The sequence below is a fragment of the Rhizobium sp. 9140 genome, from assembly GCF_900067135.1.
In the GTDB taxonomy this organism is placed as follows: domain Bacteria; phylum Pseudomonadota; class Alphaproteobacteria; order Rhizobiales; family Rhizobiaceae; genus Ferranicluibacter.
The window spans coordinates 138,245-163,990 of the sequence record NZ_FJUR01000002.1 but is presented as its reverse complement, the minus strand read 5'-3'; the positions used below and the strand labels follow the sequence as shown (position 1 = coordinate 163,990).

Sequence of the window (25,746 nt, the reverse complement as noted above, 5' to 3'; positions counted from 1 at the left end):
GCGTTCGGCGCTCTCATATCAGAGGATACCTTGACAGATTATGTTATCGATAACATAAACGGAGCCAGAAGACTTTGTCGAGAGACATCAGGAGAAAAACATGTCGCTACGGCTGTTCAACCTTTCCGGGAAACGGGCTCTGATCACCGGTTCGTCGCAAGGGATCGGCCTTGCGCTTGCCCACGGCGTGCAGGCCGCCGGCGCGCATATCGTACTCAACGGACGCGATGCGGAGAAGCTCTCGGCAGCGACGGCGCAATTCGAAACACCAGTCGACCATCTCGCCTTCGACGCCACCGATCATCAGGCGGCGCGCATAGCGGTGGACCGATTCGAGGCGGATGTCGGCCCGATCGATATCCTTGTCAACAATGCCGGCATGCAGTATCGCACGCCGTTGGAAGAGTTTCCGGCTGACGCTTTCGAGAGGTTGCTGCGCACCAACGTGTCGAGCGTCTTCAACGTCGGCCAGGCCGTCGCCCGCCACATGATCACGCGGGGTGCGGGCAAGATCATCAATATCGCGAGCGTCCAGACGGCGCTCGCCCGTCCCGGTATCGCGCCCTATACGGCGACCAAGGGTGCCGTCGGAAACCTGACGAAGGGCATGGCGACAGACTGGGCGAAGTACGGCCTGCAATGCAACGCCATCGCGCCCGGTTATTTCGACACGCCGCTCAACGCCGCGCTCGTCGCCGACGAGACGTTTTCGGCATGGCTGGAAAAGCGGACACCAGCCGGTCGATGGGGCAAGGTCGAGGAACTGGTCGGCGCCTGCATCTTCCTTGCATCCGGAGCATCGTCCTTCGTCAACGGCCATATCCTCTATGTGGACGGTGGCATCACCGCCTCTCTGTGACATGCGCCCGTGCCTGAAGATAAACAATCTCCCATGAGATCGGATCGAAAATCGCCAACGATGAGCGACGTCGCGCGCAAGGCTGGCGTCTCTGCCATGACGGTTTCGCGCGCCCTGAAGGCCGATAGCGTCATCAGCCCGGAAACCCGTAGAGCCATCTTAACGGCGGCTGAGGAACTCGGTTACATCTTCCATGCGACGGCCTCGAACCTTCGTTCGCAGAAGACGGATTTCGTCGCAGTCACGATCCCTTCGATCAACAACGCGAACTTTGCCGACACGGTCGCGGGCCTGTCGGAAATCCTGTCCGGCCGAAAGATGCAGACACTGCTCGGATATACAAATTATGACATGGACGTCGAGGAACAACTGATCGAGCAGCTGCTGCGGCGCAATCCACAGGCGATCGTGGTCACAGGCGGGCGACATACGCCGCGCGCACGCAGGCTGCTGGAAAACGCGCGGATCCCTGTGGTGGAGACCTGGGACGTACCGGACCAGCCGATCGGCCACTATGTGGGGTTCTCGAACGCCGATGCCGTGCGCGCCATGGTCGATCATTTTGTTTCGGTCGGCTACAAACGGATCGCGTTTATCGGCGGCGACCAGGGGCGGGACACGCGCGGAAGCGACCGGCGGCGCGGCTTTGTCGCGGCCATGAAAGCGCATGGGCACGACGACATTCGCCTGATCGCGTCCGGCGCACCGCCCATTTCCATGCGGGAAGGCGCCGATGCCATGGCGCGGCTTCTTCAGGAGTACCCCGATACGGAAGTTGTCATCTGCGTCTCCGACCTCTCCGCCTTTGGCGCCCTGACGGAGTGCCAGAGGCGCGGTATCGGCGTACCCGACCAGATCGCCATCGGTGGCTTCGGCAACTACGAAATCTCCGGTCTCTGCGTCCCCTCGCTCACAACAATCGATGCGCAGTCGCGTGAGATAGGACGGCGCACCGGTAGTCTTATTCTGGATCTTCTCAACGGGGCCTCCGGCTCGATGCAGGTCAACATCGTCCCTGGGTTGATCATCCGACAAAGCAGCCTTTGAAGTTACCGCGGCAGAGTCGAGAGGCTACGGCTGACGCTAGCCCTTGGTCAGGATGTAGCCGGTCGGAAACCATGGCCAGGGGCGCATGCAGGTCATCAGTCCCCAGTGGCCGGAAGGTGCGCGGATGGCGACGACAAGGGTGAGGAGGCCGAGTACGACCAGGTAGGTGGAGCCGTACTGGCCGAAGAGCCGGGTCGCGAAAAAGTAGAGAAGCGCTCCGATGATCGGACCCTCGAGGCGCCCGATACCGCCAACCATCACGATGAAGATGCAGATGGACGACCAGTTGGGATCGAACCCGCTCGTGGGGGATATCCGCAGCTGCGCCATGAAATAGATGGCGCCCGCAAGCCCCGTACCGACGGCCGCGAGGAGATAGACCGAGAAGCGCATGCGGCCGACATCGACGCCCTGCGAGGCAGCCGCGACCGCATCGTCGCGCATGGCCGTCAGCGCCAGACCCAGACGCGACCTGAGGAGCAAATAGGTGCCGCCGACGGTGAGCAACAGCAGCAGCGCAACCAGCAGCGTCAGGCCGACTTCGCGCTGATGCGCACTGTACTTCGCCAACGCCTCCAGCGTCATGCCGGAACCGGCATTCACCGCCCCGATATTGGCGGTGATCAGCCTCAAAACCTCGGCGAGCACCCAGGTGCCGATGGCAAAATAGGGGCCATCGAGACGTCGCAGCAGCATGTAGGCCGGTGCAGCGACGAGCGCCGGCAATATGACGGAGAGCGGGACGGCAAGGAACGGATCGACACCGAAAAGCGTGACGAGAACGAACAGCGCGTAACCGCCAAGGCCGATGAAGGCCTGCTGCCCGACGGAGACCATGCCGCCATAGCCGGCGAGCAGGTTCCACATCTGTGCGATGGCAATGAAGCAGCCGAGTTCGATGGCCCAACGGATATGGCCGCTCGACGCCCAGAACGGCATGCCGGGAATGGCGAGCACGAGGAGAAGACCGAGAACGATGTCGATGCGGCTTGAGCGCGTGTGGCGGTACACCGTCGCGAGGTGAGGATCCATCATGTGGCAATTCCTCCTTTAACTGCGGGACATGATGCCCTGCGGGCGCCATGCGAGAACGACAAGGAAGACAAGATGTCCGGCGAGCACGCCTCAGCCGGGATCGATCCGCGAGCCGATCACCTGCGCGATGCCGAGAACCATCGCGCCGAGGAAGGCACCCCAGATGGAGCCCATGCCGCCGATGATGACGGCCTCGAAGGCGTAGATGAGTTGCCTGCCGCCATCGGCCGGCGCAATGGTCGTGCGAGTGGCCTGAAAGACGGCGGCGATGCCGAGAATGCCCACCGCCACGGCCGTCGCCTTGGCATAGACAGACTTCGTATCGATGCCGGAAAGCGTGGCGGCATCCCGGTCGGCGCATCGCTGCGCGAGCGAGACGTCCTGCTCGACGATGACGATGTCGGTGCCGGTCGCGCGGATGCTGGGGATCATGGCCTAGATCTCGCCGATGACTTTCGGTGCGAGGCCGAGGCTGATTTCGTCACAGAGAAGCAGCTTCGGCTGCGCCATGAGCGCGCGGCCGATGGCCACCATCTGCTGTTGACCGCCCGACAGCTTCTCGACCATCTGGCGCCGCTGCTCGGCGAGGATCGGGAAGAGATCGTAGAGACGCTCGAGGGTCCAGACGGTTTCGCCGGGCTCGACGGTGCGGGCATGACCGAGGGCGACGCGCAGATTGTCTTCGACCGTCAGCCCCTTGAAAAGCCGACGTCCTTCCGGCACGAGCGCCAGCCCCTGCCCCGATAGGATGTGCGCGGGCATGGCGGCGATGTCGCGCCCATTGAATGTCAGCGAACCGCTCTTGACCGGAAGCAAGCCGACGAGCGTCTTGAACAGGGTGGACTTCCCCGCGCCATTGGCGCCGACGAGCGCGACGGCTTCGCCTTTCGCCACATCGAAATCGATCGAGAACAGCGCCTGGAAATCGCGGTAGCCGCCACAGAGCGCGCGGACCTTCAACAGCGGCTCGCTCATGCTTCGATCCCCATATAGACGCGGCGGACTTCGGCGTCCCGCATGACGGCATCCGGCTTGCCCTCGGCAATCTTCTCGCCGAAGCTCAGCACCATCATCCGGTCGGCGACAGCCATGATGGCGTGCAGCACGTGCTCGATCCAGATGATCGTCACGCCCCGATCCCGCAGCCGCGCGATCAATGTCACGAGATCCTTGGCTTCGCCATCCGTCAGCCCGCCTGCGATCTCGTCCAGCAGCAAGAGCTTGGGCTTTCCGGCCATGGCGCGGGCCAGTTCCAGCCGTTTCCGGTCGAGCAGTGTCAGGGTGGCGATCTTCGGCTTAAAACCCTGCTGCGCGCACTGGATGGCCGCCGTGCGCAAGTCGCCCGGAAAGACCAGCCCACCAAGAATATCGCAGCCGGCGCTTTTGAAGGCGGCGATCTGGGCGGAGAAGTCATTGGTGCGTGGCTCGAAGAGCGACGGCTTGACGACCTCGAGCCCGGCAGCGCGCAAAGCCGGTGGCAGGCCGAATTCCTCGCTGCCCCAGACTTCGCCGTCCGTATTTCTCGGCAGCAGCAGACCGACCTTCTTGTTCGTCTCGGCACTCGACCACATGTTGACGAACGACGCGATGATGTCTTCGAGACTCCAGAAAAAATGGTAGGTCCACTCGAAGGCCTCGCCACCGCGCGGCATGATCACCGCCTGCCAGGGCGCTGTCGAGGAAACGGAGGGGACGCCGTTCAACTCCGCCTGTTCCGAGACGGGCAAGGTCACATCCGTCGTGGAGGCGGGAATGATGATCTGGACCTCTTCGTTGAGGATCAGCTCGCCGGCCACTTCCGCTGCACGGTTGGCGTTCGATTGCGAATCCCGCTCGATGACCTCGACGGCATAGGTCGTGCCGCGAATGTCCAGTCCGGCGCCGATGTGCTTGCGCACGAAATCGAGCGCATAGGCATCCGTCTCGCCGAACGAGCCCATGGCGCCCGTCTGTGGACTGACGAAGCCGATGCGGATCGTCGGGTTGGAGGCGGCTCTCAGATAGGATCAAGCAGAAAGGGCAAGCGCCCCGACGCCGAGCCCCTTGAGAGCGGTGCGACGCGTTAGTACCTTGGGTATCGCCATGATGGTTCCTCCCTTCGGCGTTTCGCCCGACAAGACGCTGCGTTCCCGGAGGCCGGGCTCCTCCCGCATGTCCCTCGTCAGTGCGTGCCGATATCGGTGTTAGCGCCAGAAAATCGCCTTGTCGCGGCCCGGAAAGGCAATGGTCCCTCAGAGCAAAAAGCTCTGTCCTTCTCAGCAAAGCCCGATCCATCAGGATCACTATTGTAGGGATGGCGGCAGTTTTGCTGCGCGTTCTCGAAGGCATCCAGGGAGGAACACCATCCCCGAAGCAGCGACAAGCGAGTTTTGGCGCGACATCAAACCCATCACCAAGGTCTTTCAACCGGATGTAAAACCGGAAGTCTATCTTCCGAATGCTCCGACAGAGGACGACAAATGTTACGTCCCGTTCACGGAAACCGTCTCATCAATGCCGCTCTGGATCTCTCCGGAGAAGAGCATGTGGTGCGACGTGCTGATGGCGAAGAAGGCCGGGCTCGTGAACCGCCACTACTACCCGCACGAGGTCTTCGCCTACACGATCTCCGGCAAGTGGGGCTACCTTGAGCACGACTGGACCGCGACGGCCGGCGACTTCGTCTACGAGACGCCCGGCGAGGGACACACTTTGATCGCCTATGAGAGCGACGAGCCTATGCGGGTGCATTTCAAGGTCACCGGACCGCTGGTTTGGCTGGATGAGGACGGCGAGCCGAACGGCTCTTTCGACGTGCACGACTACATCCGCATGGCACGCGAACACTACGAGAAGGTCGGTCTCGGCGCAGATTACATCAACGGCCTGATCCGCTGATGTCCCGGGAAAACGACACCGGCTTTCTGGCTGCTGTCTGGCATGGCGCGGGCGATGTTCGGATCGAACGTCGCCCGCGCCGGCCACTGCGAAGCGGCGAGGTTCGCCTCGCCGTGTCCTATTGCGGCATCTGCGGCAGCGACCTGCACGAATATGCCAACGGCCCGCATGCGATCCCGGTTGAAAATCCTCACCGCCTTTCCGGCGAAACGGCGCCGCTCGTGATCGGCCATGAATTCACAGGCACCGTGACCGAGGCTGCGGCAGGCGTCGAAATCGCTATGGGTACGCGGGTGGCGGTGGAGCCGGAATATCGGTGCGGTCGCTGCGAAGCCTGTCGGCGCGGCGAATACAATCCCTGTGTCGATATGGGATTTGCCGGTCTGATGGCTCGGGCGGAATGTCCGAAGAGGCCATCGTCCCTGCCTACATGCTGCATCCCCTGCCCGATGCCGTGACGGATCGTCAGGCAGCCGTACTGGAGGCGGCGGCGGTTGCCCTTCATGCCTTGCGACGCGGCCGCGTGCGCGCCGGCGATACCGTGGCCGTCGCCGGCGCCGGCCCGATCGGGCTTTTGATCGCGCAACTCGCCCGCATCGCGGGAGCGAGACGGGGTATCGTCAGCGACGTTTCTACGACGCGTCTGGCACTGGCGCGCGATCTCGGGGCGACTGACATCGTGAATGCCACGGATCAGGATCTTGCGAACGTCGCGGACGGCGTGGATGTCGCCTTCGAAGCGGTCGGCCTGCCATCGACGTTCGATGCGGCGCTTGCCTCGGTGCGCAAGGGCGGCCGCGCGGTCCTCGTCGGGCTCAGCAATCGGCCGATGACGCTTGATGGCTTCGACATCGTCAACCGCGAGTTGGAGCTCATCGCCTCCGTTGGCTATCAGAACATCTATCCCGACCTGATCGGGATGATCGCAAGCGGCCTCTTCGATCCGTCGCGGATCGTCACGCGGGAGATCCCCCTGACAGACGCGGTGACGGACGGTAAGGAGAGCTGTCATGAGTTTTAGGCCGGATCTGTTCAAGGAAAAGACCGTCGTCGTCATCGGCGGCACATCGGGTATCGGGGCAGCGGCGGCGTCGGCCTTTGCGGAACTGGGTGCCGACGTGCATGTGGCGGGCCTGAATGCCGGCAGTCCGCAAGCGCCTGCCGGATCGCGCGCTCCGTGACGGAACTGGATGTCAGAGATGCCGCCGCCCTTGCCGCCCTCTTGATCCGCTGCCGCGCATCGACCTGCTCGTCAATTGCGCGGGTGTCAGTCGCGATCGCAGCGAGTGGAATCAGGAGACATCTGCGGAGGTGATGTCCATCAACTTCTTCCCCGTTACGGAAGCAGCCCGGCTGGCGCGGCCGAAGATGGGCAGCGTTGAAGGCGACGCGAGCACGCTCGCATCGCTCATCCTCACGCGGCGCCTGCAAAAATGCCGTACCGACCTTGCGCGCCCCGGCAATTTCCCAAAAAGCGTTTCGGATATCGCGTTCAACTGGGGCTTCCGCAATCTGTCCCATTTCTCGAAGCGGGTCGGGACGAGTTCGGGATATCTCCTTCGGGTTTTGCCGAGATGGCTAGGCGTTCGAATCCGTGAGTTTCGTGCGCTCTGCGTCACGCCACGCGCGCGGGGCACTGCCGGTATGCTTGACGAAAAACCTTGAGAAATAGGCAGGATCGGCAAAGCCGAGACGGTCGCTGATCTCCCGAACGGTTCCGAAGGTGAAGACCAGCTCGCGTTTGGCTTCGTCGAGCAACCGACCGGCGAGAAGTTCGTGTGCGCCCTGCCCGCTCGTGGCCTTCACGACGCGGTTCAGATGCGTTGGCGAAATGCCAAGTTCGGCGGCGTAGAAGGCAACCGGCTTGTGCATGCGGAGATGGCGGTTGATCAGAGCGTCGAGTTGCTCCATCCGGCGGCTTCGGTCATCCGCCATCCCGCCATCCCCGCCCTGCGACAGACGGGCCGTCAGCTGCAAGGACTGCGTGACATAGGCGTCGAGAAGATCGTTACGACCGTTTCGCTGCCCGGCATATTCCCGACTCAACCTCAGGAGCGTTTCCGCGACATAGGCCGCGTCCGGATCGGTTCTGTCGAGTCGGGTCACCCTTGGTTCCGCAAGCCAGACGCCGAGGGGGCTTCGTCCGCCAGGCATCGTCTTCAGGCGAGAGGCGAGGATCGTGATGACCAGCCCGTCCGTGTCCCGGGAGAAACGGAAGCCGTGGCTCACGCCGGGGGGGACGGTGATGACCGTATCCGGCTCTACGAGATGGCGCTCGTCACCAAAGACGGCATCGGCGGATCCGGTTTGAATGTACAGGATCTGGAAAAAGCTCTCATGCTGGTGAAGACGAATTTCCCAGTGGTGCAGACGGCTGCGCGACGGGATGCTTTCGCAGTGTAGCCAGAGGCTTGGCACCTGACCGGACTGCTCACCATAAAGATCGTAAGTGGGCACGGTATCCGGCATGATGCATCCCCTCTTAATGTTCGATTTGTGCAATTTTCTGGCGGGATTGTCCATTGTCGTTACGCGCTCCTCCGCCGACAATCGGGGCCGAACGCACCTGTGGGAGGTGGAAGCGTGGGAGGAAATATGCGCACCCAGATCGCCATCATCGGCTCTGGCCCATCGGGGCTATTGCTGGGCCAGCTTCTGACGGAGGCCGGCATTGACAACGTCATTCTCGACCGTGCGGACCGGGACTACATTCTCGGTCGGGTCCGGGCCGGGGTGCTTGAGGAAGGCACCGTCGCGCTGATGGACAAGGCAAAGGCCAGTGGTCGGCTCCATGCCGAAGGCCTTCCGCATGACGGCTTTTCGCTGGCCTTCGACGGCCGCGATCACCGGATCGATCTTCTCGGCCTCACCGGCGGCAAGCGCGTCATGGTCTATGGCCAGACGGAGTTGACCCGCGACCTGATGGACCGCCGCGAAGCCAGCGGCGCCGTGACGATCTACGGTGCCACCGATGTCCAGCCGCTCGGCTTCGATACCGAAAAGCCGTACATAACCTATGAGAAGGACGGCACGGCGCACCGGCTGGACTGCGACTTCATTGCCGGTTGCGACGGATTTCACGGCGCAAGCCGTAAGGCGGTGCCTGAGGATGCGATCACCGGATACGAACGGGTTTACCCTTTCGGCTGGCTGGGCATCCTCTCCGACGTCGCCCCCGTCAGCCACGAACTGATCTATGCCAACCATCCGCGCGGATTTGCACTGTGCTCCATGCGCTCGGAAACGCGCAGCCGATACTATATCCAGTGCGCCCTCGACGAGAAGGTGGAGAGCTGGACCGACGACCGCTTCTGGGATGAGCTGCGCCGGCGCCTTCCAGCGCATCATGCGGAAGCCCTCCAGACGGCCCCGTCCTTCGAAAAGTCGATCGCCCCGCTCCGGTCTTTCGTGGCCGAGCCCATGCGCTTTGGTCGCCTTTTCCTCGTCGGCGATGCCGCCCATATCGTGCCGCCGACGGGTGCCAAAGGTCTGAACCTCGCCGCAAGCGATGTGAACTATCTGTTTTCGGGTCTGCTGGAGCATTACACCGATCGCTCAAATGCCGGCATCGACGCCTATTCGCAGCGCGCACTGGCGCGCGTCTGGAAGGCGGTGCGCTTTTCCTGGTGGATGACGACGATGATGCACCGCTTTCCCGCCTCCGGCCCCTTCGATCAGAAGATCCAGGAAGCCGAGCTCGACTATCTCACCCATTCGGAAGCCGCCTCGAAGGCGCTGGCCGAGAACTATGTTGGCCTGCCCTACTGAGCACGGCAGCGATGATGCGAAACTCTTCCGGCAGGTGAAAACCCCTGCCGGTCGGCTCCGGTGAGAAACATCTCATCCGCTAGTTGGGGCTGGAAAACGCCTCGCTCAGGTCTTCGCGCCAAGGCGGGCGATCGTATCGAGCATTTGCAGAGACAGGCGGAGCGATGCGGCCGTGGCCATGACCATCTGTGGAAGGACCAGCCATTCCAGCGTCCAGGCGGCGCCGGAACGCTCCTGCTCATGCACCAGCGACTGGTGAAGGGCGGAGACCTGAACCGCATTGAACCGCGCGAGCGCCACGAGCGTTTCCGCCGCGACCGGATTCTGCTTGTGCGGCATGGCGGACGACGCGCCACCGCCGGAGAGAGCGATCTCTTCGCCGCCCTGCGCAAGCAGGGCGATGTCCTGCCCCATCTTGCCGGCAGCCCCCGTGATCAGCGACAGGAGGTGACCGATATCGGCGATAAACCCGCGCTGGCTCTGCCATTGGGGGGTATCCGCAAGCCCCAGGTCCTGCGCGATCAGGGTCCGCACGGCGTCTGCCTCCGCACCCAGCTTTTCCAGCGTGCCCGCAGCACCGCCGAACTGGAGCGGAAGGACTTGGCAAGCCAACCTTTCCCGCTCTTGTAGAAAGGGCGCGCGCCAGCTGCACAGGCGATCCGAAACCGTGATCGGGATCGCCGCCTGCATGCGGGTTCGCCCCATCAAAGGCTGCCCGCCGAAGCTCTCGTCAAGCCCGTCCAGCTTGTGAATAAGGTCGTCGATGCGTCCGGCAAACAGGCAGAGAACCGTCTTGAGGCGGATGACGAGGCTGCTGTCGATGACATCCTGGCTCGTCGCGCCGACATGGACATGTGCCGCTGCCGCACCGCCGACCGCCTCGCGAAGCTGCCGGACCAACTCTGGAACGACGACCCCATCGGTCGCCGTCGCCTGCTTCAGCCGGGCAATATCGGGAACGAATGTTGCGCAGACCTCGGCAATCCGCTTTGCGGAGGCGGTCGGGATCAGCCCCCGCCCGCCCTCCGCGCGTGCCAGCGCCGCCTCGAAGGTCAGCATGGCCCGGATGTCGGCGTCCACCGAGAGCAAAGCGGCAGCCTCGTCATCGCCGAGAAGACCGGAGAGGAAAGGATGATCGAAGGCGGCGATGCTCATGGGTCGGCTCTTCCTCAGTTTCCGATATCGTGCCCTCAAGCATATCCGGTAAACACGGGTTCACCGGACATGCCCTAGATATCGAGGAACACCGTTTCCGACGTTCCCTGCAAATGGATGTCGAACGTATAGTCGTTGCCGTTCCGGCTGGCGATCATCGTCTCGACGCGGGCGCGATGTTCGATCCGCAGCAGCACGGGATCGGCAGCATTGGCCTCGGCCTCCTCCGGAAAGTAGAGCCGTGTGTGCAAGCCGATATTGATCCCCCGCGCGACGATCCACAGGGTGATGTGCGGCGCCATCATCCGCCCGTCCTTGAACGGCACGCGGCCGGGTTTGATTGTTTCGAAGCGGAAGACACCGTCCTCGGCAGCCGTTGCGCTGCGTCCCCATCCGGTGAAATTCGGGTCTGCGGTTCCCCGTCTCTCTGACGGGCTGTTGTAGAGGCCCGCACTGTCGGCCTGCCAGATTTCCACGATGGCATCGCGCACCGGTGTGTCCGCACCGTCGAAGATGCGACCGCTGACGGTGATCCGGTCCCCGAGCGTCTTTTCGTTCACCAGCGCAGATCCGAGATCGCCCGTATAGACGCCGTCTATGCCGCAGCTGTTCGGCATGAGGCCGATATGGACGTAAGGGCCGGCTGTTTGCGAGGGCGTTTCCTTCAATATGTCGGTTGACCGGAGCATCAGTTTCCCTCCAGCCGGTTTTCGAACAGCGTCGAGCGGCGACCCCGCAGGATGATATCGAAGCGGTAGGCGCGCGCGTCCATGGGGATCGTATTGTTCCAGTCGAGCGGCGCGATCAGCTGCTCGATGGCGGCCTTGTCGGGAATCGTGTTGACGATCGGACATTTCCAGATCATCGGATCGCCCTCGAAATACATCTGCGTGATCAGCCGCTGGGCAAAGCCGTGTCCGAACACGGAAAAATGGATATGGGCCGGGCGCCAGTCATTGACGCCATTCGGCCAGGGGTAGGCGCCGGGCCTGACCGTGCGAAAGGCATAGTGGCCGTCGTCGTCGCAGATCGCGCGACCGCAGCCGCCGAAATTGGGATCGAGAGCAGCGAGGTAGGTCTCCTTCTTGTGCCGGTAGCGACCGCCCGCATTGGCCTGCCAGAACTCGAGCAGGGCGCCGCGCACCGGCTTGCCACGCTCGTCGAGCACGCGGCCGTGCACAACGATCCGCTCTCCAATCGCGCTTTCGCCGGGCTTGGCGAAATTATGGATCAGGTCGTTGTCCTGCTCCCCGATCATCCCGTGGCCGAAAACCGGACCCGTCGTTTCCGACAACGTGCCATCCAGCGACAGAAGTGCGCGCTGCGGCGCGCGCAGAACCGATGTCTTGTAGCCGGGGGTGAGTGCCGGCGAGTGCCATGTCCGGTCTCGTCCGAAGAACGCGCCGGTTTCAGGCTTGTCATTGGATGGTATCGACATCTTATCCTTTCTCCCCCTGCTCCGCTGCGGCATCCATTTCGGCATAGGTCCGCTTGGCGATCTTGATGGCGTGGTTGGCGGCGGGAACCCCGGCATAGATCGCCACATGCAGCAGGGCCTCGCCGATATCCTCACGCGAGGCTCCAGTGTTCAGCGTCGCCCGAATATGCATGGCAACCTCCTCGTCCTGGCCGAGCGCCGCCAGCAGCGCAATCGTGACGATCGAGCGTTCCCGCGTCGTCAGCGTATCGCGCGACCAGACATGGCCCCAGGCCGCCTCGGTAATGAGAGCCTGAAACGGCCGATCCATGTCGGTGGCCGCAGCCTCGGCCCGGTCCACGTGTGCGTCTCCCAGCACGGCGCGCCGCGTGGCCATGCCCTGCCGGTATCGCTCGGAATTCGACATCATCAAGCCTCTTGATCGAGAGTGAGGAGGAAGGTGCTTATGGTCTGGGACAGTGCGTCCGGTTGCTCGACACAGGGAATATGCCCGGCGTCGGCAATGATCTCGAAACGGGACCCCGGGATCAACGTCGCGGTGGAGCGCACGAGATCGGGCGGCGTGGAGCCGTCCTGATCGCCGACGATGCAGAGCGTAGGAACCGCGATGCGCGCGGCGGCAGTGGTGTAATCCGCATCGCGGATCGCGGCGCATGTGGCCGCATATCCCGCGGCCGGCTGCCGGACCAGCATGGCGCGATAGCCGGCATAGGCGGCATTTTCAGGACTTCGAAAGGCGAGCGTGAACCAGCGCTCCATCACGGCATCGAGAATACTCTCGATCCCACCCTCCTCGACGGCCCTTATCCGTCCGTTCCACATGTCAGGCGTTCCGATCTTGTGCGCGGTCGCGCAGAGAACGAGCGCCCGCACCAGATCCGGCCGGCGCTGGTACAGCGCCTGCGCAATCAGTCCGCCGACGGACAGGCCACAGATGACGGCGCGTCCAATGGAGAGATGATCGAGAAGGCCGGACAGGTCGTCCGCGTGATCCTCGATATTTGAGGCCTCACCACCAATGTCCGAAAGGCCATGTCCCCGCATGTCATAGACAAGGATGGCAAAGGCGTGTTTCAAACGATCTGCCACGTCTTGCCAGATACGAAAATCGGTGCCGAGCGAATTGATGAAGACCAGCATCGGTTTTTTCGCCGGATCGCCGATGATCTCGTGATGAATCGTGACGCCGTTTACGGTTACAAATCGCATGGTCACCTCCCGGTCGCAGAATGGCGTCTTGATCCGGTGCTGTAAAATGATAATTCAGGTGATACCGATAACCAAGAAGTTATGTATCCATGAGTGAATCCGGCATCAAGGTTCGGCACCTGCAGACGTTCGTCGAGGTCGCCCGGCAGAAAAGCGTCGTTAAGGCAGCGGCCAGCCTCCACGTCAGCCAGCCAGCCGTGACCAAGACCATCCGCGAGCTCGAACAGATCCTCGGCGTCGCCGTTATCGAACGCGAGGGGCGTGGCATCCGGTTGACGCGGCATGGGGAGGTCTTCCTGAGACACGCTGGAGCAGCTCTTACAGCGTTACGGCAAGGCGTCGACTCGGTGTCTGGTGAGCGTTCCGGCGAAGCGCCGACGATCCGCATCGGCGCACTGCCGACCGTATCCACGCATATCATGCCGCGCGCCATGCAGCTCTTCATGAACGAGAAGACCTGGAGCCGCGTCAAGATCGTCACAGGCGAAAATGCCGTGCTTCTCGAGCAGCTTCGCGTCGGCGATCTCGAACTGGTGATCGGTCGACTGGCGGCAGCGGAGAAGATGACCGGATTTACCTTCGAGCATCTCTATTCCGAGCAAGTCGTCTTCGTCGTCCGGGCAGGACATCCGCTGCTGGCCCCCAGAGGTTCGCCGCTTTCCCGTCTCGGCGATTATACGATCCTGATGCCGACGCGCACCGCAATCATCCGCCCCTTCGTCGACAACCTCCTGATCGTCAACGGCATGGGACATCTCCCCGACCAGATCGAAACGGTCTCGGACGCTTTTGGACGCGCGTTCATTCAGATGAGCGACGCCGTCTGGATTATCTCCGAAGGCGTCGTCGCCCGCGATATCGAAAATGGCGCCTTGGCAAAACTGCCGATCGACACCCGGGAAACCCGCGGTCCCGTCGGGCTGACCATGCGCGCGGATAGCATGGCCTCGCTACCCCTCTCGATCCTGCTGCAGACGATCCGCGAGGCTGCGTCAGAAGCGCACCAGCTCATGCCGCGGCCAGGCTGATATCTGGGACGGAGGCATGTCGGCATTGCTGTGCAGGCAGTCAACGAGGCCGGCGCGGTTCCGAGCAAAGTCGAAACCGCGCCGATATGTGGCTATCGCATCGATGCCCGCCGTGCAGGAGCCTCTGCGCGCTGATAGGAGGACGCTGAGTGCGACGATGAGAGGGATGTCGTCCTCGTTGCGTCCTGTCCGAGTTCAAAGTGCCGGATCAGGTCGCGCAGCGTTGCAGTCTCCTGCGCAAGCGTAGCGCTCGCCGCGTTGGTTTCCTCGACCATTGCTGCGTTCTGCTGTGTCACCTGATCCATCTGGTTGACGGCTGCGTTCACCTCGGACAAGCCGGTCGCCTGTTCGCGCGCGGAGCTGGTAATTGCCTCCATGTGCTCGTTGACGACGACGATGTTGCTACGGATCGTCTGCAGAGATTCCCCTGTCTCACTGACCAGCTTGACTCCGGTGCTGACTTCGCTCGATGAATTGCGGATCAGTTCCTTGATCTCCTTTGCCGCTTGCGCGGACCTCTGCGCAAGCTCGCGCACCTCCTGGGCGACGACAGCAAAGCCCTTGCCCGCTTCGCCCGCACGCGCCGCTTCGACACCTGCGTTCAGCGCAAGCAGGTTGGTCTGGAACGCGATCTCGTCGATAACGCCGATAATATTGGAGATCTGGTTCGAGGATGCTTCGATGCGCGACATGGCACCGACGGCATCGGCCACGACATTGCCCGAGCGCTCGGCGTTCTGACTGGCTGTCGAGGCCGACCGACGCGCCTCCTCCGCACGCTTGGCGGCGTTGGAAACATTGACGGTGATCTGATCGAGCGCTGCTGCCGTTTCCTCAAGGGACGCTGCCTGCTGCTCCGTGCGCCTGGAGAGATCCTCGGCGCTCTGGCTGATTTCGCGCGTCCCCATATCGATCTGGGCCGTGGACCGGGCAACAGCACCAAGCGTGTTCCGCATCTGGCTGAGAGCCATATTCATCGTGCTGCGAAGACTTTCGAAGTCGGGTGCGAACGGCTGATTGAGGCTGAACGAGAGATCACCATTCGCAAGCTTCGTCAGGGCTTCTCCAATGGCACTCACGGCTTCCACCCGTTCGGTCACATCGGTTGCGAACTTGACGACCTTGATGACCTTGCCCTTGGCATCTAGGATCGGGTTGTAGGACGCGTTGATGAAGATCGCCTTGCCGTTCTTGGCATATCGGGTGAATTCGGCAGACTGCACCTCGCCGCGTCGCAGGGCGTCCCAGAACGCCTTGTACTCCGGCGACTGGGCGTAACCCGGCTCCACCAGGATGCTGTGCGGGCGCCCCTTGATCTCGTCCATGCTGTAATTGATGGCTTTCAGGAAGTTGGCGTTCGCCGATACGATCTCTCCCTGCGTCGTGAATTCGATGATACCCTGCGAGCGGCTGATGGCGACCATCTGCGCCTGGTAATCCAGATTCTGCAGTCGTTCCCGAGCATTGCTCCATTCAACGACGAACCCAGTCGTCTTCGCCCCTTTGGTCAGCGGCGTAACAATCAGATCGAATGCCCTGTGGCCGATCCAAATTGTTGCCCGGTGCTGGGTCTTGAGAGCCGCGAGCATATTGCGCTGGTGAGACGGGTTCTTATGAAAGATATCGATGTTGCTGCCGATCAACTTGTCGAAGTCGAACCGTGGCAGTTCCTTCTTCAGGTCAGGCCCCGCTTCCTTCAGCAGATCCGTCACCGCATTGTTCATGTAACGAATGTTGAGATCGAAATCCGCGATCATGATATTCGCTGTAATCGACTTCATCGCTTCGCGCTGCATGCCAGAAATTTCCGATATCCCAAACACGTATTCACCCTCGTCAGTTTGTTTTGCGAGCCGCCAAGAAATTGCGACACTAACTGAGGATGAGATTAAATAAAGATACTTAAAATTTCGTTTTAATTGAGCAGGTACGAAATTATGGAGTCATCTCTCCAATGTTAAAGGCTTGCATCGCAGTACTATATGCTATTTATCTAATAATTATCCCTATTTTTAGGATATATCGGGAAGTACAGTTCCCGGTCGCAATGGCAGGATTTCAATGTCGCTTTTTGTATGAAAAGCAGCCGCCTGAGTGTCGAGAACATAATAATTTGCGCGACAGGCGTCTTAGGGACGTTCGGCCAGACGGCGATGGAAGGGCCATTGTTAGGGCGTGAGGACAAGCCTTGTCGTCTCGCGCATCGAATGCATCTTCCCAACACGATCACTTCAGCCGCAACGAAACACGGCTCAGCTTGATCATCTTGTTGAGGTCAAGTCTGTTGCAGTGAAAACGCCAAGCAGGAAGCTGACGCTTTTAGCGACATGTGGTCCAAGTTGTCAGGGGCTTAAGATTTGCAGGCTCCAGCTCTAACCGCTAACAATGCTCGCCGTTGATCTGGCAAAAGACGCACTAGGGCAAGAACCGCTCCAGCATTTTCTCAAGACAGTGATTTTCTTGCTTAAGCTTCCTCAAAAGACGCCTTTTAAGCTCTTTATTCTCGCCCTCAAGCGCTGCCAGTTGCTCTCGCGAAACCGGTTCTGCCGGCAATGCAGGTTTGCCGCTATCTCCGGATACGAACATTGGACCGCGCTCGTGATCATCGGCTCTCGGCTCGACATCCGATCCATGCTCAAGGATATGATATCCGGTCGCGGGTGAGCCTATCTCTTCGCTCTGCGTGTGCACAGCTTCCAGAAGCCCGCCGCGTCCGCCGCCATCAACATCGCTCGTCAACGACGGCTCTGCCTCCGCCAAGACTGGTCCGCCACCGCCCTCGACGTCCGCCGCAACAAGATCCTTGTTCGGCATGGGATGTTCGGCCGGATGCTGGTCCCCGCCATCGTTTATGTCGGCAACATCGCTCCGCACCTCAGGGGGAAGATCATGTTCGATCTCGCTCGTGAGCTTGGAAAAGTCTACGGCTCCCCATATCGAACCTTTCGGAGACGATTTCTGGCGCCGACCGCCTTTGTATTCCACCACAAAATGAGGTTGGGCTTTCCGCATGACGCGCGTCAATCCAGTTCGAGGCGTCGACGCAGTTCCGCGTTCTCCGCCCGAAGCTTCTCGCCGAGCAACTGACGCAGTCTCTGGTTCTCTTCTTCAAGCTTGATGAGTTCGGCCAGTTCGCTCCCGACCGAAGCCGGCGGTGTAGCGGATGGCGAGGACACCGAAGGTCCTGAGGATGCAGAAGGGGTTGAGGAGACGTCTGAAGGCTTTTCTGCACGCTTCCACTGGTAATAGGTCTGATCCGAGATTCCGACCGCTTCAACCGCGGCCTTCAGCGAAAGACCGTCCTTTGCAAGGCTGTCCTCGATGCGGCGAATCTTTTCCGCACGTTCCGAGGGCGTGTGACGCCGGATCTGGCGCGTGACAGGCTTTTCGCTCGGGACCTTCTTCTGTGTCCTTTTCCGGGCTTTACGGCCGCCGTCTTCTGATAGCTGCCCGTCCAGGTCCTTCACATCCCCGGATACGTCAGTCGGTGCATTCTGATGTTCGTCGCCAGTCATGGCACTCTCCAATTACAGCGCAGTCAAGCTTATCTGCTAGCGGTAACGTGCAAGTAGAGCAAGGTTGCTCCGTTGGAAGAAGCGTTTATTGCTGGCCACCATATCATTGCGCGTGTTCACCTTGAGCTATCCGGCATTGTCTCTACGACAGCGTTCGCCCGGCGCGTCTCGATGCAGATGCGTGTACTGATGCGCGCAGTCCACGCCGGAACGGAACGGCTGGAAAGATGCCGCCTCGTCAGCGCCACGTATTTCCATCGGTGGAACCACAGCCGTAGGGCGGGGGCACGTTACCGGACGTGACATGAAGCTTGTCGCAGCCCCATTTGCTCAACCATGCCGGCAAGCGGCTGTTGATCTCGATACCGACCTCGTCATAGGGCGAGCTCGTATTCGAAACGTACCTGTACCAGCGTAGGCCGATAAATGCCGTGGCCGTGAGGACAAGGACCAGAACGACCGAGACGAGTCGGTGCATAGGGAATCCTTTATTCAGGCCGCCACTCGCCAATGCGTATGGCACCCTCTTCGGTCAGCTCGGTGCAGAGGAAGTGTGAAAGTTCGTCGTCCCGGATGACGGCGGCGCTCAAGCGGCCGGATCGATAGGCTCCCGTGTCCAGTGCGATGCGATTGGAATGAATTTCGGGTCGTAGTGACGCTGTGATCGTATGGCCATGCAGGACGATATGGCGAAATACATCCAGGTGGTCGAGAAAGCCGGCCCTGATCCAACGCAAGTCATATTCATCCTGATCGATCAGCTCGATGCCGGGGCGTATTCCGGCATGAACAAAACAGAAGCGTCCGATCTCCTTGAATGTCAGAGCGTTTTCCAGCACATCGACATGGTGCGGAAAATCACGACGGATGTCGGCCGCGATATTTGCGAGATCGGGCACCGGCCGGTCGGAATATGCGCTCAGAGTGGCGACGCCTCCCCAGTCCAGCCAGTTTATCGCATCCTCGGATGTGAGTGTGCCACGCAGAAGTTCCCGCAGGAAGAAATCGTGATTGCCCAGAATCAGCCGGGAGCCGGGATAGAGGTCCAGTGTCTCACGGACCCGATCGATGACCTTCGGACTGTCGGGTCCGCGATCGATGAGATCGCCCAGGAAGATCACCACCGGCTTCGAACCATGGACTGCGGCGTCTTCTGCAATATAGCCAAGCATGACATCGAGAAGATCGGCGCGTCCGTGGATATCGGCGATCGCATAGATATTGGAGGGTAGGCTCTCTGTCGTCATCACTCTTTGCCCTGCTGGAAAACATGGTTGCGTCACATCACCCTGCCACTTGCAGGGAGCCGGACCTTGGACAAGGACGAGACCAAAGCGACGCCGTCCGGGGTGGCAACGTCCTATAAGTCACCCTCCCGCAACGCGCCATCAAAACCGAATGCCATCGTAATGGCCGCCCGTGTTACGTGGCACGATAAATGCGGCTCGACGGCACGTCCCACAAAGGACGCCGACATGCCATAACGTCCGGTTCCTTCGCCAAGGCGCAGCCCGCAGGAGCCCTTAAAGACTCCCGCTGAAGTCAGCCAGACTATCGGGCGACAACGCTTTATCTGGATCGCCTACCAACGGATTTCAGCGTTGGTAGGCGACCTCTATCATCGCATGCCGTCCAGGCGCGGCAGCGTAAAATGGACGGTGCCGTCCGCTTCCGTGAAGGAGAGATCATCGCCCGCCGGCACGCTTCGGATGGTGGACACCGGACTTGCGGTCTTCAGCGAAACGGCGATGTCGAACAGGGGCGTGATGTCCTGGATCGGCTGGATATTGGCCTCCCAGAGCTGGCCGCGCAGTGCTGGTGTCGCGTGCAGCAGATGGATGACGTCGCGTGCCTGTTCCGGCTGGCTGCGCACGGTCACCCGGCCGGCCCGTGGCAGGCTGGTCGAGATCAGCGTCTCACCACCGAGGGCGAAGGCGATAGCGCGCTCTGTCATTTCCAGCATGCGCACCGCACCCACCTGATGGTAGATGCCGAAGACCGGGTGGGCAAGATAGATGAAATTGCCTTTCTGTACGCCCGCATGATAGGCCGAGGCATCCGGCCGGCTCGGCGCATGGATATGGCCGGAGAAATGGCGCGGCGTGCGGTCGAAATAGGGCTCGTGGATGGCGCCGAGCGACAGGCCGTCCGTTACCGTAATCCGCTCGGACGGCTGGTACATAAACATCGGCTGGTCGATGCCGTCCGCCTGCAGCGGCGCGATCGGCAGAAGGTAGTCGCCACCGGTCATCGGCGAGGTCCCATGCCAGCGCGCGCCGAGATCGAACACAAAGCCGCGTTCCGGATCGATACCGCTGCGCCCGGTCAGGAGCACCCTGCCACCCTCTTCCGCATAACGCTCGATGCGCAGCCGGAGGGCCTCGTCCACCGGAACGGCGTCGGGCAGAATCAGGAGACGGTACGGCGCGAAATCGCTGTCGAGATCGAGCACATCGAAGGTCAGTCCCGCCTCCAGCAGGATGCGCGACGCGCCGTCATCCGCAACGCTGTCGCGGTCGGACCCGCCGCCAGCCGCCGGTGCTTCCACCGACTGGAGCGACAGCAGGCCGATATCGGCGCGATTGACGGAGCCGAGGCACCAGGGCTCGCGCGCCTCCACGAAACGATAGGCCAGCGCGATGATCGCACCGCATTCGTAGACCAGCGCCTCCGGCCGCTTGTAGCCGCCGACCTCGCCCCAGGTGAAATGGAACTTGCCGGTCATGCCGAGAAAGTCGAAGCCGATGGGATCGACATAGCGGGCGCTCAGGGGAAAATGATCGTAGCCCCAGCCGGCCGTCGGCAGGGATTCCAGTTCCAGATGGCTGTAGAAGCGACGGTCATGCACGCGCTGGCCACGCCGGACATGACCGGCGTTGAAAAACAGCGGCATGCGGGGGTCGTGGCGATGCACGGCCGCCTTCACGGCCTCGTAATAGGCCTCCGTGGACCGGTCGAGAAAGGTGTCGCGGTCGAGGGGGCTGGTCCCGTCGAGCCCGAGCGCATCCATCTTCGTCCTGGCGGCGGCGGAGACGGTCGGCATCTGGAACGATATGTCGAGAAAGATGCCGTCGCCGTCGCCATAGCTGCGCATGACCTCCTCCACCTGGCGGCAGAGATAATCGAGATATGGCGTGGAGAAATCGAGAAAGGCCCAGCCGGTCGGCTCGTTGCGCGATTGCGGCAGCGTACCCTCCGGCGAGACGATACGCCATTCGGGATGGGTCTGCGGGGCCTGCTCGTCCCAGGCGGCGGATAGATAGACCGGCGCCTTAATGCCAACCGAATGCAGCCCATCGATCTGCCCGCGCAGGAGCAAGCATCGAACATCGGTCAAAACAGATCGAACAGACAAAACTGCCTGAGCCTGATTCCGCAGACGTGAGGTCCGACAACCGGCATTTTGGGCGGACCGCAGGAACACACGAACGGCTCGGCTAACGAGGTAACGCATGGCGACCATAAGGGACGTGGCTAAGAAGGCGGGCGTGGCCATCTCGACGGTGTCGCTTGCCATAAACGGCACCGGCCCGATCAGCGCAGAAACGCTGAAGCGTGTGCTGGAAGCAAGCGAGGCGGTCGGCTACAAGCCCAACGTTCTGGCCCAGAGCTTGAAACGGGGACACAGCAAGCTGATCGGTCTTGTGCTCGGCGACATCGGCAAACCGTTTTTCAGCCGCCTGCTGTGCGTGGTCGACAGCATTCTGTCGGATACGGACCACATGGTGATCGTGGTGGAAACCGCGTCCCACGCCCAGCGGGAACGCGAGACCATCGAGCAGTTGCGGCGCCACCGGGTCGGCGGCATTCTGATGGCGCCGATGACCAACGACCCGAATTTCGCGGCGTTTCTGTCGAGGCTCGATATGCCGTTCGTCCTGATAGACCAGAATGTAGACGGCGCGAACCTCGATTTCGTCAGCTCGGACAACGCGCTGGCAACGACCATGCTGACGGAATATCTCATTCGCATGGGCCATCGTCGCATTGCCTTCATCGGCGGCGATCCCGGCCAGTGGACGGCGGCACTGCGGCGCAGAGGCTTTCGCGATGCCATGGCCGCCTCGAACCTGCCGGTCGATCCCGCCATGGAGATCGTCGCGGATTTCAGCGGCGAGAAGGCCTACGATCAGGTCGTAGGCCTGCTGTCCCTGCCGCAGCGCCCGACGGCGCTGGTCACCGCCAGCAACCTCATGGCGCTGGGCGCCCTTCAGGCGATCAACGATCTCGGCTTCAGCTGCCCGCAGGAGATTTCCTTGACAGGCGTCGATGACGTGCCCTGGAGCAACGTCCTAAAGCCACGGCTGACCATTGCCGCGCAACCGGTCGAGGAACTGGCCCGGGTCGCCGCCAACTTCCTCATCGAGCGCATGATGCAACGCGGCGGCGTCACCCTTCTCCCACGCACGCATATCACCATACCGAAACTCGTCATCGGAACCTCCTGCGCTCCGCCAAGCACGTAGCCGCACGCCAAAGGCCCGGTGTTCAGAGTGCCATTCCCAGAAGTGCTTCGGTCGTCTCGACCTCCGAGCGCTGGCGGCGTCAGGACATGATGAGGCCGCCGTCGACATTGATGGTCTGCCCGGTGATGTAGGCGGCGTCTTCGCTCGCAAGGAAGGTGACGAGACCGGCGACGTCCTCGCCGGAACCGGCGCGCTTCATCGGAATGCCTTCGACCCATTCCTTCATCAGTTCGCCGGGCGCGTAGGTGCCGAGCAGTTTGCCCCAGGCCTCATCATTATAGGCCCACATATCGGTCTCGATGATGCCGGGGCAGAAGGCGTTGACGGTGATGCCGTCGGTCGCGACTTCCTTGGCTAGGCTCTGGGTGATGCCGACGACGCCCATCTTGGAGGCGGCGTAGTGCGGCGTGTAGATGAAGCCGTCCCGCGCCTGGCCAGACGCGGTGTTGATGATGCGGCCGCCACGGCCGTGACTGCGCATGCGGGCGATGGCTTCCTGGGCGCAGAGGAACACGCCCTTGGTGTTCACCGCCATCACCTTGTCCCAGTCGTCCTCCGGCAGGTCCTCGACGCGTGCTATCGTGATCACGCCGGCATTCTGTATAGACACGTCGATCGATCCGAACGCTGCCTCGGCCGCATCGTAGAGCGCGATAACGCTGGCCTTGCTGGTAACGTCGCCGACGAAGGAGATCGCTTTGCCGCCGGCTTTTACGATTTCCTCGGCAACGCCGTGCACGCGGTCTTCATTCGCCGAGACGACGAGATTGGCGCCCTCGCGGGCAAAGCGGGTGGCGATTGCCGCACCGATGCCGCGGCTTGCGCCTGTGATCACGACTGTCTTGTTGTCGAAACGCTTCATAGAATCCTCCTCCGTATGAACGTCGCGCCCGGTTCGTCCGCGCGCCTCTCCTCCCGCCCGTCAGACCTGAAGGCCTGAGCATGAAGAAAGCGGATCACGCGGCAACGTCGCTTGCCGCACGATCCGCCCGCGGTCTCGTCAGGGAGGTGCCGAAACCGCTGTTTTAAAGGCCTACCAGCAGCAGAAGCCACCATCGACGAGCAGGTCCACGCCCGTGACGAAGCTTGCGGCATCCGACAGGAGGAAGACGGCGGGGCCGACCATTTCGTCCACCCTGGCCATGCGCTGCATCGGCGTCTGCTCTTCGAACAGCTTCGTCTGGTGCACCATTTCCGGGCGGGTGTTCATCGGCGTCGCGGTGTAGCCGGGCGAGATCGTGTTAACGCGAATGCCGCGATCCACCCACTCCATCGCCATCGACTTCGACATGTGAATGACGCCCGCCTTCGAGGCGTTGTAATGCGCCTGACTGAGCCCGCGATTGACGATGACGCCGGACATGGAGGCGATGTTGACGATGGCGCCGCGGCCATGCTTCAGCATCGCGCGCGCTTCTGCCTGGCAGGAAAGAAAGACGCCTTTGAGATTGATGTCCATCAGCGTCTGGTACTGGTCCTCGTCCATGTCTTCGGCCGGGTTCGCATTGGCGATGCCGGCGGCGTTCACGGCGAGCGAGAGATTGCCGAGCTCGGCCTCGGTGCGCGCCACGGCGTCGGCCAGCGACGTCTTGCTGGTCACGTCGGCCGCAATCTCGATCGAACGGCCGCCTGCAGCCTTGATGTGATGCGCGGTCATGGCGAGCCCGTCATCGGTGCGCCGGTCGAGCAGCGCGACATCCGCGCCGCACTGGGCAAGGCCGATGGCGATGTGCTGGCCGATGCCGCTTCCCGCACCCGTGACGAGTGCGACGTGGCCGGTGAGGTCGAACAGCTTGGGGGCGTTCAGAGTGATGTCGGACACCGCTCTTCCTTTCTATGGTTCATCAGATCGTTGCGAGTTCCATGACGGAGACGTCATTGGCCTGTTCGCGGTTGAGAATGCCGGCCTGGTTGCCCTGGGCGAGAACGAGAATGCGGCTGGAGACGCCGAGCACCTCCTCGAGGTCGGAGCTGACGACGATAACCGCGACGCCCTGCCGGGCGAGGTTGACGATGATGTCGTAGATACCGGCGCGCGCGCCGACGTCGATGCCGCGTGTCGGTTCGTCGAGAACGACCACCTTCGGGTCGCGCATCAGCCATTTGGCGATGACGATCTTCTGCTGGTTGCCGCCCGAAAGGTCGGAGGCATGCTGCTCGGCGCGTCCCTTCACGTTGAATTTCGCGATGGCCTTCTCGGCAAAAGCCTTCTTCACGCCGGCCGTGATCCAACGGGAGCCGAGCTTGTCCAGATTGGCATAGATCAGGTTTTCGCTGATCTTGTGGGCGACGACCAGCCCCTGATCCTTGCGGTCCTCCGGCACGAGCACGATGCCCATGGCGATCGCATCGGCCGGGTCGCGGAGTTTCAGCACCCGCCCGTCGAGCCGGATCGTGCCGGCCTTGACAGGATCGGCACCGGCAATGGCGCGCACGAGTTCGGTGCGGCCGGCGCCGACCAGACCGGCAATCCCGAGGATCTCTCCGGCGCGCACCTCGAAGCTGACATCGCGGAAGGCGTTGACGGCCGAGGTGAGGTTCGAGACCTGCAGCACGGGCCGCTCGGTCGGTGTTGGCACGGGCGGGAACAGGCGATCGAGCGAGCGTCCGACCATGCTCTCCACCACCGTGCGTACCGGCGTCGCGCTGTCAGCGAATTCCTGCACGCGCTCGCCGTCGCGAAGAACGACGATGCGGTCGGTGATCTGCTTGATCTCTTCCATGCGGTGCGAAATGTAGATGATACCGACGCCTTCGGCGCGCAGCTTGCGAACCTGCTCGAACAGGGCCTCGGTCTCGGCACCGCCGAGTGCCGCGGTGGGCTCGTCGAGGATCAGGAGCTTGGCATCGAGCGCCAGGGCTTTCGCGATCTCGATCAGCTGCTGGTTGGCGGTGGACAGGCCGGCCACCTTGCGGGAGGCCGGGATATGCAGGTTGAGGCGCGAGAGCTGCTCCTGCGCGCGGCGCTCCATCTGGGCACGATCGATGGCGCCATTGCGCGTCGGCCAGCGCCCGATGAAGACGTTTTCCGCGATGGAGAGCTGCGGCAGAAGCTTCAGCTCCTGATGGATGAGGACGACGCCCTTGTCGATCGCCTCGCGCGGCGTGGCAGGGGCATAAGGCTGCCCCAGCCACGTCATCGTTCCCTCGGACGGCGCCCGCGATCCGGCGATGATGCCGGACAGCGTCGACTTTCCGGCTCCGTTCTCACCGAGAAGTGCCACGACTTCCCCCGGATGAACGTCCAGGCTCACGGATTTGAGCACCTGGAGCGGTCCGTAGTGTTTCGAGATGCCTCTGAGTGACAGAACCGGTTGGGTCATGGCGTACTTCCTCTACCGTCGCGACG

At 61.9% G+C, this 25,746-nt stretch carries 28 protein-coding genes; 9 read left to right on the top strand and 19 right to left on the bottom strand.

Annotated features, from left to right (window positions below):
- Positions 1–100 precede the first annotated feature (100 nt).
- Complete coding sequence (locus GA0004734_RS18130) at positions 101–859, top strand: SDR family oxidoreductase (RefSeq protein WP_092936644.1); 759 nt, start codon at positions 101–103, stop codon at positions 857–859.
- Positions 860–892: 33 nt separating this feature from the next.
- Positions 893–1,906, top strand: coding sequence for a LacI family DNA-binding transcriptional regulator (locus GA0004734_RS18125; protein WP_092936642.1), 1,014 nt, complete (start codon positions 893–895; stop codon positions 1,904–1,906).
- 36 nt (positions 1,907–1,942) lie between these two features.
- Here GA0004734_RS18125 and GA0004734_RS18120 read toward each other — a convergent pair whose 3' ends face one another.
- The 4 genes from GA0004734_RS18120 to GA0004734_RS18105 all read right to left on the bottom strand — a co-directional run bounded on the left by GA0004734_RS18120 (position 1,943) and on the right by GA0004734_RS18105 (position 4,911).
- On the bottom strand, positions 1,943–2,941 hold the full coding sequence (locus tag GA0004734_RS18120; protein WP_092936640.1) for a branched-chain amino acid ABC transporter permease: 999 nt from the start codon (positions 2,939–2,941) through the stop codon (positions 1,943–1,945).
- A 90-nt stretch (positions 2,942–3,031) separates the two neighbouring features.
- Positions 3,032–3,373 (bottom strand): ABC transporter permease subunit, encoded by a 342-nt coding sequence (locus tag GA0004734_RS18115; protein WP_245292539.1) that lies wholly within the window; start codon positions 3,371–3,373, stop codon positions 3,032–3,034.
- Positions 3,374–3,376: 3 nt separating this feature from the next.
- Positions 3,377–3,916, bottom strand: a complete 540-nt coding sequence (locus GA0004734_RS18110) for an ABC transporter ATP-binding protein (protein ID WP_092936638.1) — start codon at positions 3,914–3,916, stop codon at positions 3,377–3,379.
- Positions 3,913–4,911 (bottom strand): ABC transporter substrate-binding protein, encoded by a 999-nt coding sequence (locus tag GA0004734_RS18105; protein ID WP_280949523.1) that lies wholly within the window; start codon positions 4,909–4,911, stop codon positions 3,913–3,915. The genes GA0004734_RS18110 and GA0004734_RS18105 overlap by 4 nt, the downstream gene beginning before the upstream one ends.
- Positions 4,912–5,434: 523 nt before the next feature.
- On the opposite strand from GA0004734_RS18105, the gene GA0004734_RS18100 reads away from it, so the two are divergent.
- Genes GA0004734_RS18100 through GA0004734_RS26100 form a run of 4 tightly spaced genes read left to right on the top strand, consistent with a single transcriptional unit; the run spans position 5,435 to position 6,999 of the window.
- Positions 5,435–5,818 carry a 2,4'-dihydroxyacetophenone dioxygenase family protein gene (locus GA0004734_RS18100; RefSeq protein WP_245292538.1) on the top strand — a complete coding sequence of 128 codons (384 nt, stop codon included), beginning with the start codon at positions 5,435–5,437 and terminating at the stop codon, positions 5,816–5,818.
- Complete coding sequence (locus GA0004734_RS26305) at positions 5,818–6,276, top strand: alcohol dehydrogenase catalytic domain-containing protein (RefSeq protein WP_210173763.1); 459 nt, start codon at positions 5,818–5,820, stop codon at positions 6,274–6,276. The genes GA0004734_RS18100 and GA0004734_RS26305 overlap by 1 nt, the downstream gene beginning before the upstream one ends.
- A complete protein-coding gene (locus GA0004734_RS26300) occupies positions 6,219–6,839 on the top strand; it encodes a zinc-binding dehydrogenase (RefSeq protein WP_210173762.1) in 621 nt (206 codons plus the stop codon). Before GA0004734_RS26305 ends, GA0004734_RS26300 begins: the two co-directional genes overlap by 58 nt.
- Entirely contained in the window at positions 6,829–6,999 is a 171-nt protein-coding gene (locus GA0004734_RS26100) for a hypothetical protein (RefSeq protein ID WP_175386554.1), read from the top strand. The genes GA0004734_RS26300 and GA0004734_RS26100 overlap by 11 nt, the downstream gene beginning before the upstream one ends.
- A 397-nt stretch (positions 7,000–7,396) precedes the next feature.
- Here the strand turns inward: GA0004734_RS26100 and GA0004734_RS18090 are convergent, their stop codons facing one another.
- On the bottom strand, positions 7,397–8,287 hold the full coding sequence (locus GA0004734_RS18090; protein ID WP_092936634.1) for a helix-turn-helix domain-containing protein: 891 nt from the start codon (positions 8,285–8,287) through the stop codon (positions 7,397–7,399).
- Between the two features lie 126 nt (positions 8,288–8,413).
- Here GA0004734_RS18090 and pobA point away from each other — a divergent pair, with 126 nt between their 5' ends.
- A complete protein-coding gene (gene pobA / locus GA0004734_RS18085) occupies positions 8,414–9,586 on the top strand; it encodes a 4-hydroxybenzoate 3-monooxygenase (RefSeq protein WP_092936632.1) in 1,173 nt (390 codons plus the stop codon).
- A 105-nt stretch (positions 9,587–9,691) separates the two neighbouring features.
- On the opposite strand, the gene GA0004734_RS18080 is transcribed toward pobA, so the two are convergent.
- From GA0004734_RS18080 to pcaD, 5 genes are all read right to left on the bottom strand, one after another.
- Positions 9,692–10,741 (bottom strand): 3-carboxy-cis,cis-muconate cycloisomerase, encoded by a 1,050-nt coding sequence (locus GA0004734_RS18080; RefSeq protein WP_092936630.1) that lies wholly within the window; start codon positions 10,739–10,741, stop codon positions 9,692–9,694.
- 74 nt (positions 10,742–10,815) lie between these two features.
- Entirely contained in the window at positions 10,816–11,430 is a 615-nt protein-coding gene (gene pcaG / locus GA0004734_RS18075; RefSeq protein ID WP_092936628.1) for a protocatechuate 3,4-dioxygenase subunit alpha, read from the bottom strand.
- Positions 11,430–12,179, bottom strand: coding sequence for a protocatechuate 3,4-dioxygenase subunit beta (pcaH, locus tag GA0004734_RS18070; protein WP_092936626.1), 750 nt, complete (start codon positions 12,177–12,179; stop codon positions 11,430–11,432). The genes pcaG and pcaH overlap by 1 nt, the downstream gene beginning before the upstream one ends.
- Before the next feature lies 1 nt (position 12,180).
- Complete coding sequence (gene pcaC / locus GA0004734_RS18065; RefSeq protein ID WP_092938143.1) at positions 12,181–12,585, bottom strand: 4-carboxymuconolactone decarboxylase; 405 nt, start codon at positions 12,583–12,585, stop codon at positions 12,181–12,183.
- Positions 12,586–12,587: 2 nt separating this feature from the next.
- On the bottom strand, positions 12,588–13,388 hold the full coding sequence (pcaD, locus tag GA0004734_RS18060) for a 3-oxoadipate enol-lactonase (RefSeq protein ID WP_092936624.1): 801 nt from the start codon (positions 13,386–13,388) through the stop codon (positions 12,588–12,590).
- An 89-nt stretch (positions 13,389–13,477) separates the two neighbouring features.
- Between pcaD and pcaQ the strand changes: the two genes are divergently transcribed.
- The gene (pcaQ, locus tag GA0004734_RS18055; RefSeq protein ID WP_092936622.1) at positions 13,478–14,416 is read left to right on the top strand and encodes a pca operon transcription factor PcaQ; all 939 of its coding nucleotides are present in this window, start codon (positions 13,478–13,480) and stop codon (positions 14,414–14,416) included.
- 92 nt (positions 14,417–14,508) lie between these two features.
- Here pcaQ and GA0004734_RS18050 read toward each other — a convergent pair whose 3' ends face one another.
- The 6 genes from GA0004734_RS18050 to GA0004734_RS18025 all read right to left on the bottom strand — a co-directional run bounded on the left by GA0004734_RS18050 (position 14,509) and on the right by GA0004734_RS18025 (position 21,268).
- The gene (locus tag GA0004734_RS18050; RefSeq protein ID WP_092936620.1) at positions 14,509–16,239 is read right to left on the bottom strand and encodes a methyl-accepting chemotaxis protein; all 1,731 of its coding nucleotides are present in this window, start codon (positions 16,237–16,239) and stop codon (positions 14,509–14,511) included.
- Between the two features lie 592 nt (positions 16,240–16,831).
- A complete protein-coding gene (locus tag GA0004734_RS18045) occupies positions 16,832–17,428 on the bottom strand; it encodes a hypothetical protein (protein ID WP_139056302.1) in 597 nt (198 codons plus the stop codon).
- Positions 17,429–17,436: 8 nt separating this feature from the next.
- The gene (locus tag GA0004734_RS18040; protein ID WP_092936616.1) at positions 17,437–17,931 is read right to left on the bottom strand and encodes a transposase; all 495 of its coding nucleotides are present in this window, start codon (positions 17,929–17,931) and stop codon (positions 17,437–17,439) included.
- 238 nt (positions 17,932–18,169) lie between these two features.
- On the bottom strand, positions 18,170–18,409 hold the full coding sequence (locus GA0004734_RS18035) for a hypothetical protein (protein WP_092936614.1): 240 nt from the start codon (positions 18,407–18,409) through the stop codon (positions 18,170–18,172).
- A gap of 10 nt (positions 18,410–18,419) precedes the next feature.
- Positions 18,420–19,178 (bottom strand): metallophosphoesterase, encoded by a 759-nt coding sequence (locus GA0004734_RS18030; protein ID WP_175386552.1) that lies wholly within the window; start codon positions 19,176–19,178, stop codon positions 18,420–18,422.
- Positions 19,179–19,549: 371 nt separating this feature from the next.
- A complete protein-coding gene (locus tag GA0004734_RS18025) occupies positions 19,550–21,268 on the bottom strand; it encodes a beta-galactosidase trimerization domain-containing protein (protein ID WP_175386550.1) in 1,719 nt (572 codons plus the stop codon).
- A 115-nt stretch (positions 21,269–21,383) separates the two neighbouring features.
- Here GA0004734_RS18025 and GA0004734_RS18020 point away from each other — a divergent pair, with 115 nt between their 5' ends.
- Complete coding sequence (locus GA0004734_RS18020) at positions 21,384–22,397, top strand: LacI family DNA-binding transcriptional regulator (protein WP_139056301.1); 1,014 nt, start codon at positions 21,384–21,386, stop codon at positions 22,395–22,397.
- A gap of 79 nt (positions 22,398–22,476) precedes the next feature.
- On the opposite strand, the gene GA0004734_RS18015 is transcribed toward GA0004734_RS18020, so the two are convergent.
- The 3 genes from GA0004734_RS18015 to GA0004734_RS18005 all read right to left on the bottom strand — a co-directional run bounded on the left by GA0004734_RS18015 (position 22,477) and on the right by GA0004734_RS18005 (position 25,720).
- Positions 22,477–23,259, bottom strand: a complete 783-nt coding sequence (locus GA0004734_RS18015) for an SDR family oxidoreductase (RefSeq protein WP_092936606.1) — start codon at positions 23,257–23,259, stop codon at positions 22,477–22,479.
- A 171-nt stretch (positions 23,260–23,430) separates the two neighbouring features.
- Positions 23,431–24,219: an SDR family oxidoreductase gene (locus tag GA0004734_RS18010; protein WP_092936604.1), complete on the bottom strand. Its 789-nt coding sequence runs from the start codon at positions 24,217–24,219 to the stop codon at positions 23,431–23,433.
- A 22-nt stretch (positions 24,220–24,241) separates the two neighbouring features.
- Positions 24,242–25,720 (bottom strand): sugar ABC transporter ATP-binding protein, encoded by a 1,479-nt coding sequence (locus GA0004734_RS18005; protein WP_092936602.1) that lies wholly within the window; start codon positions 25,718–25,720, stop codon positions 24,242–24,244.
- Between the last annotated feature and the right edge of the window lie 26 nt (positions 25,721–25,746).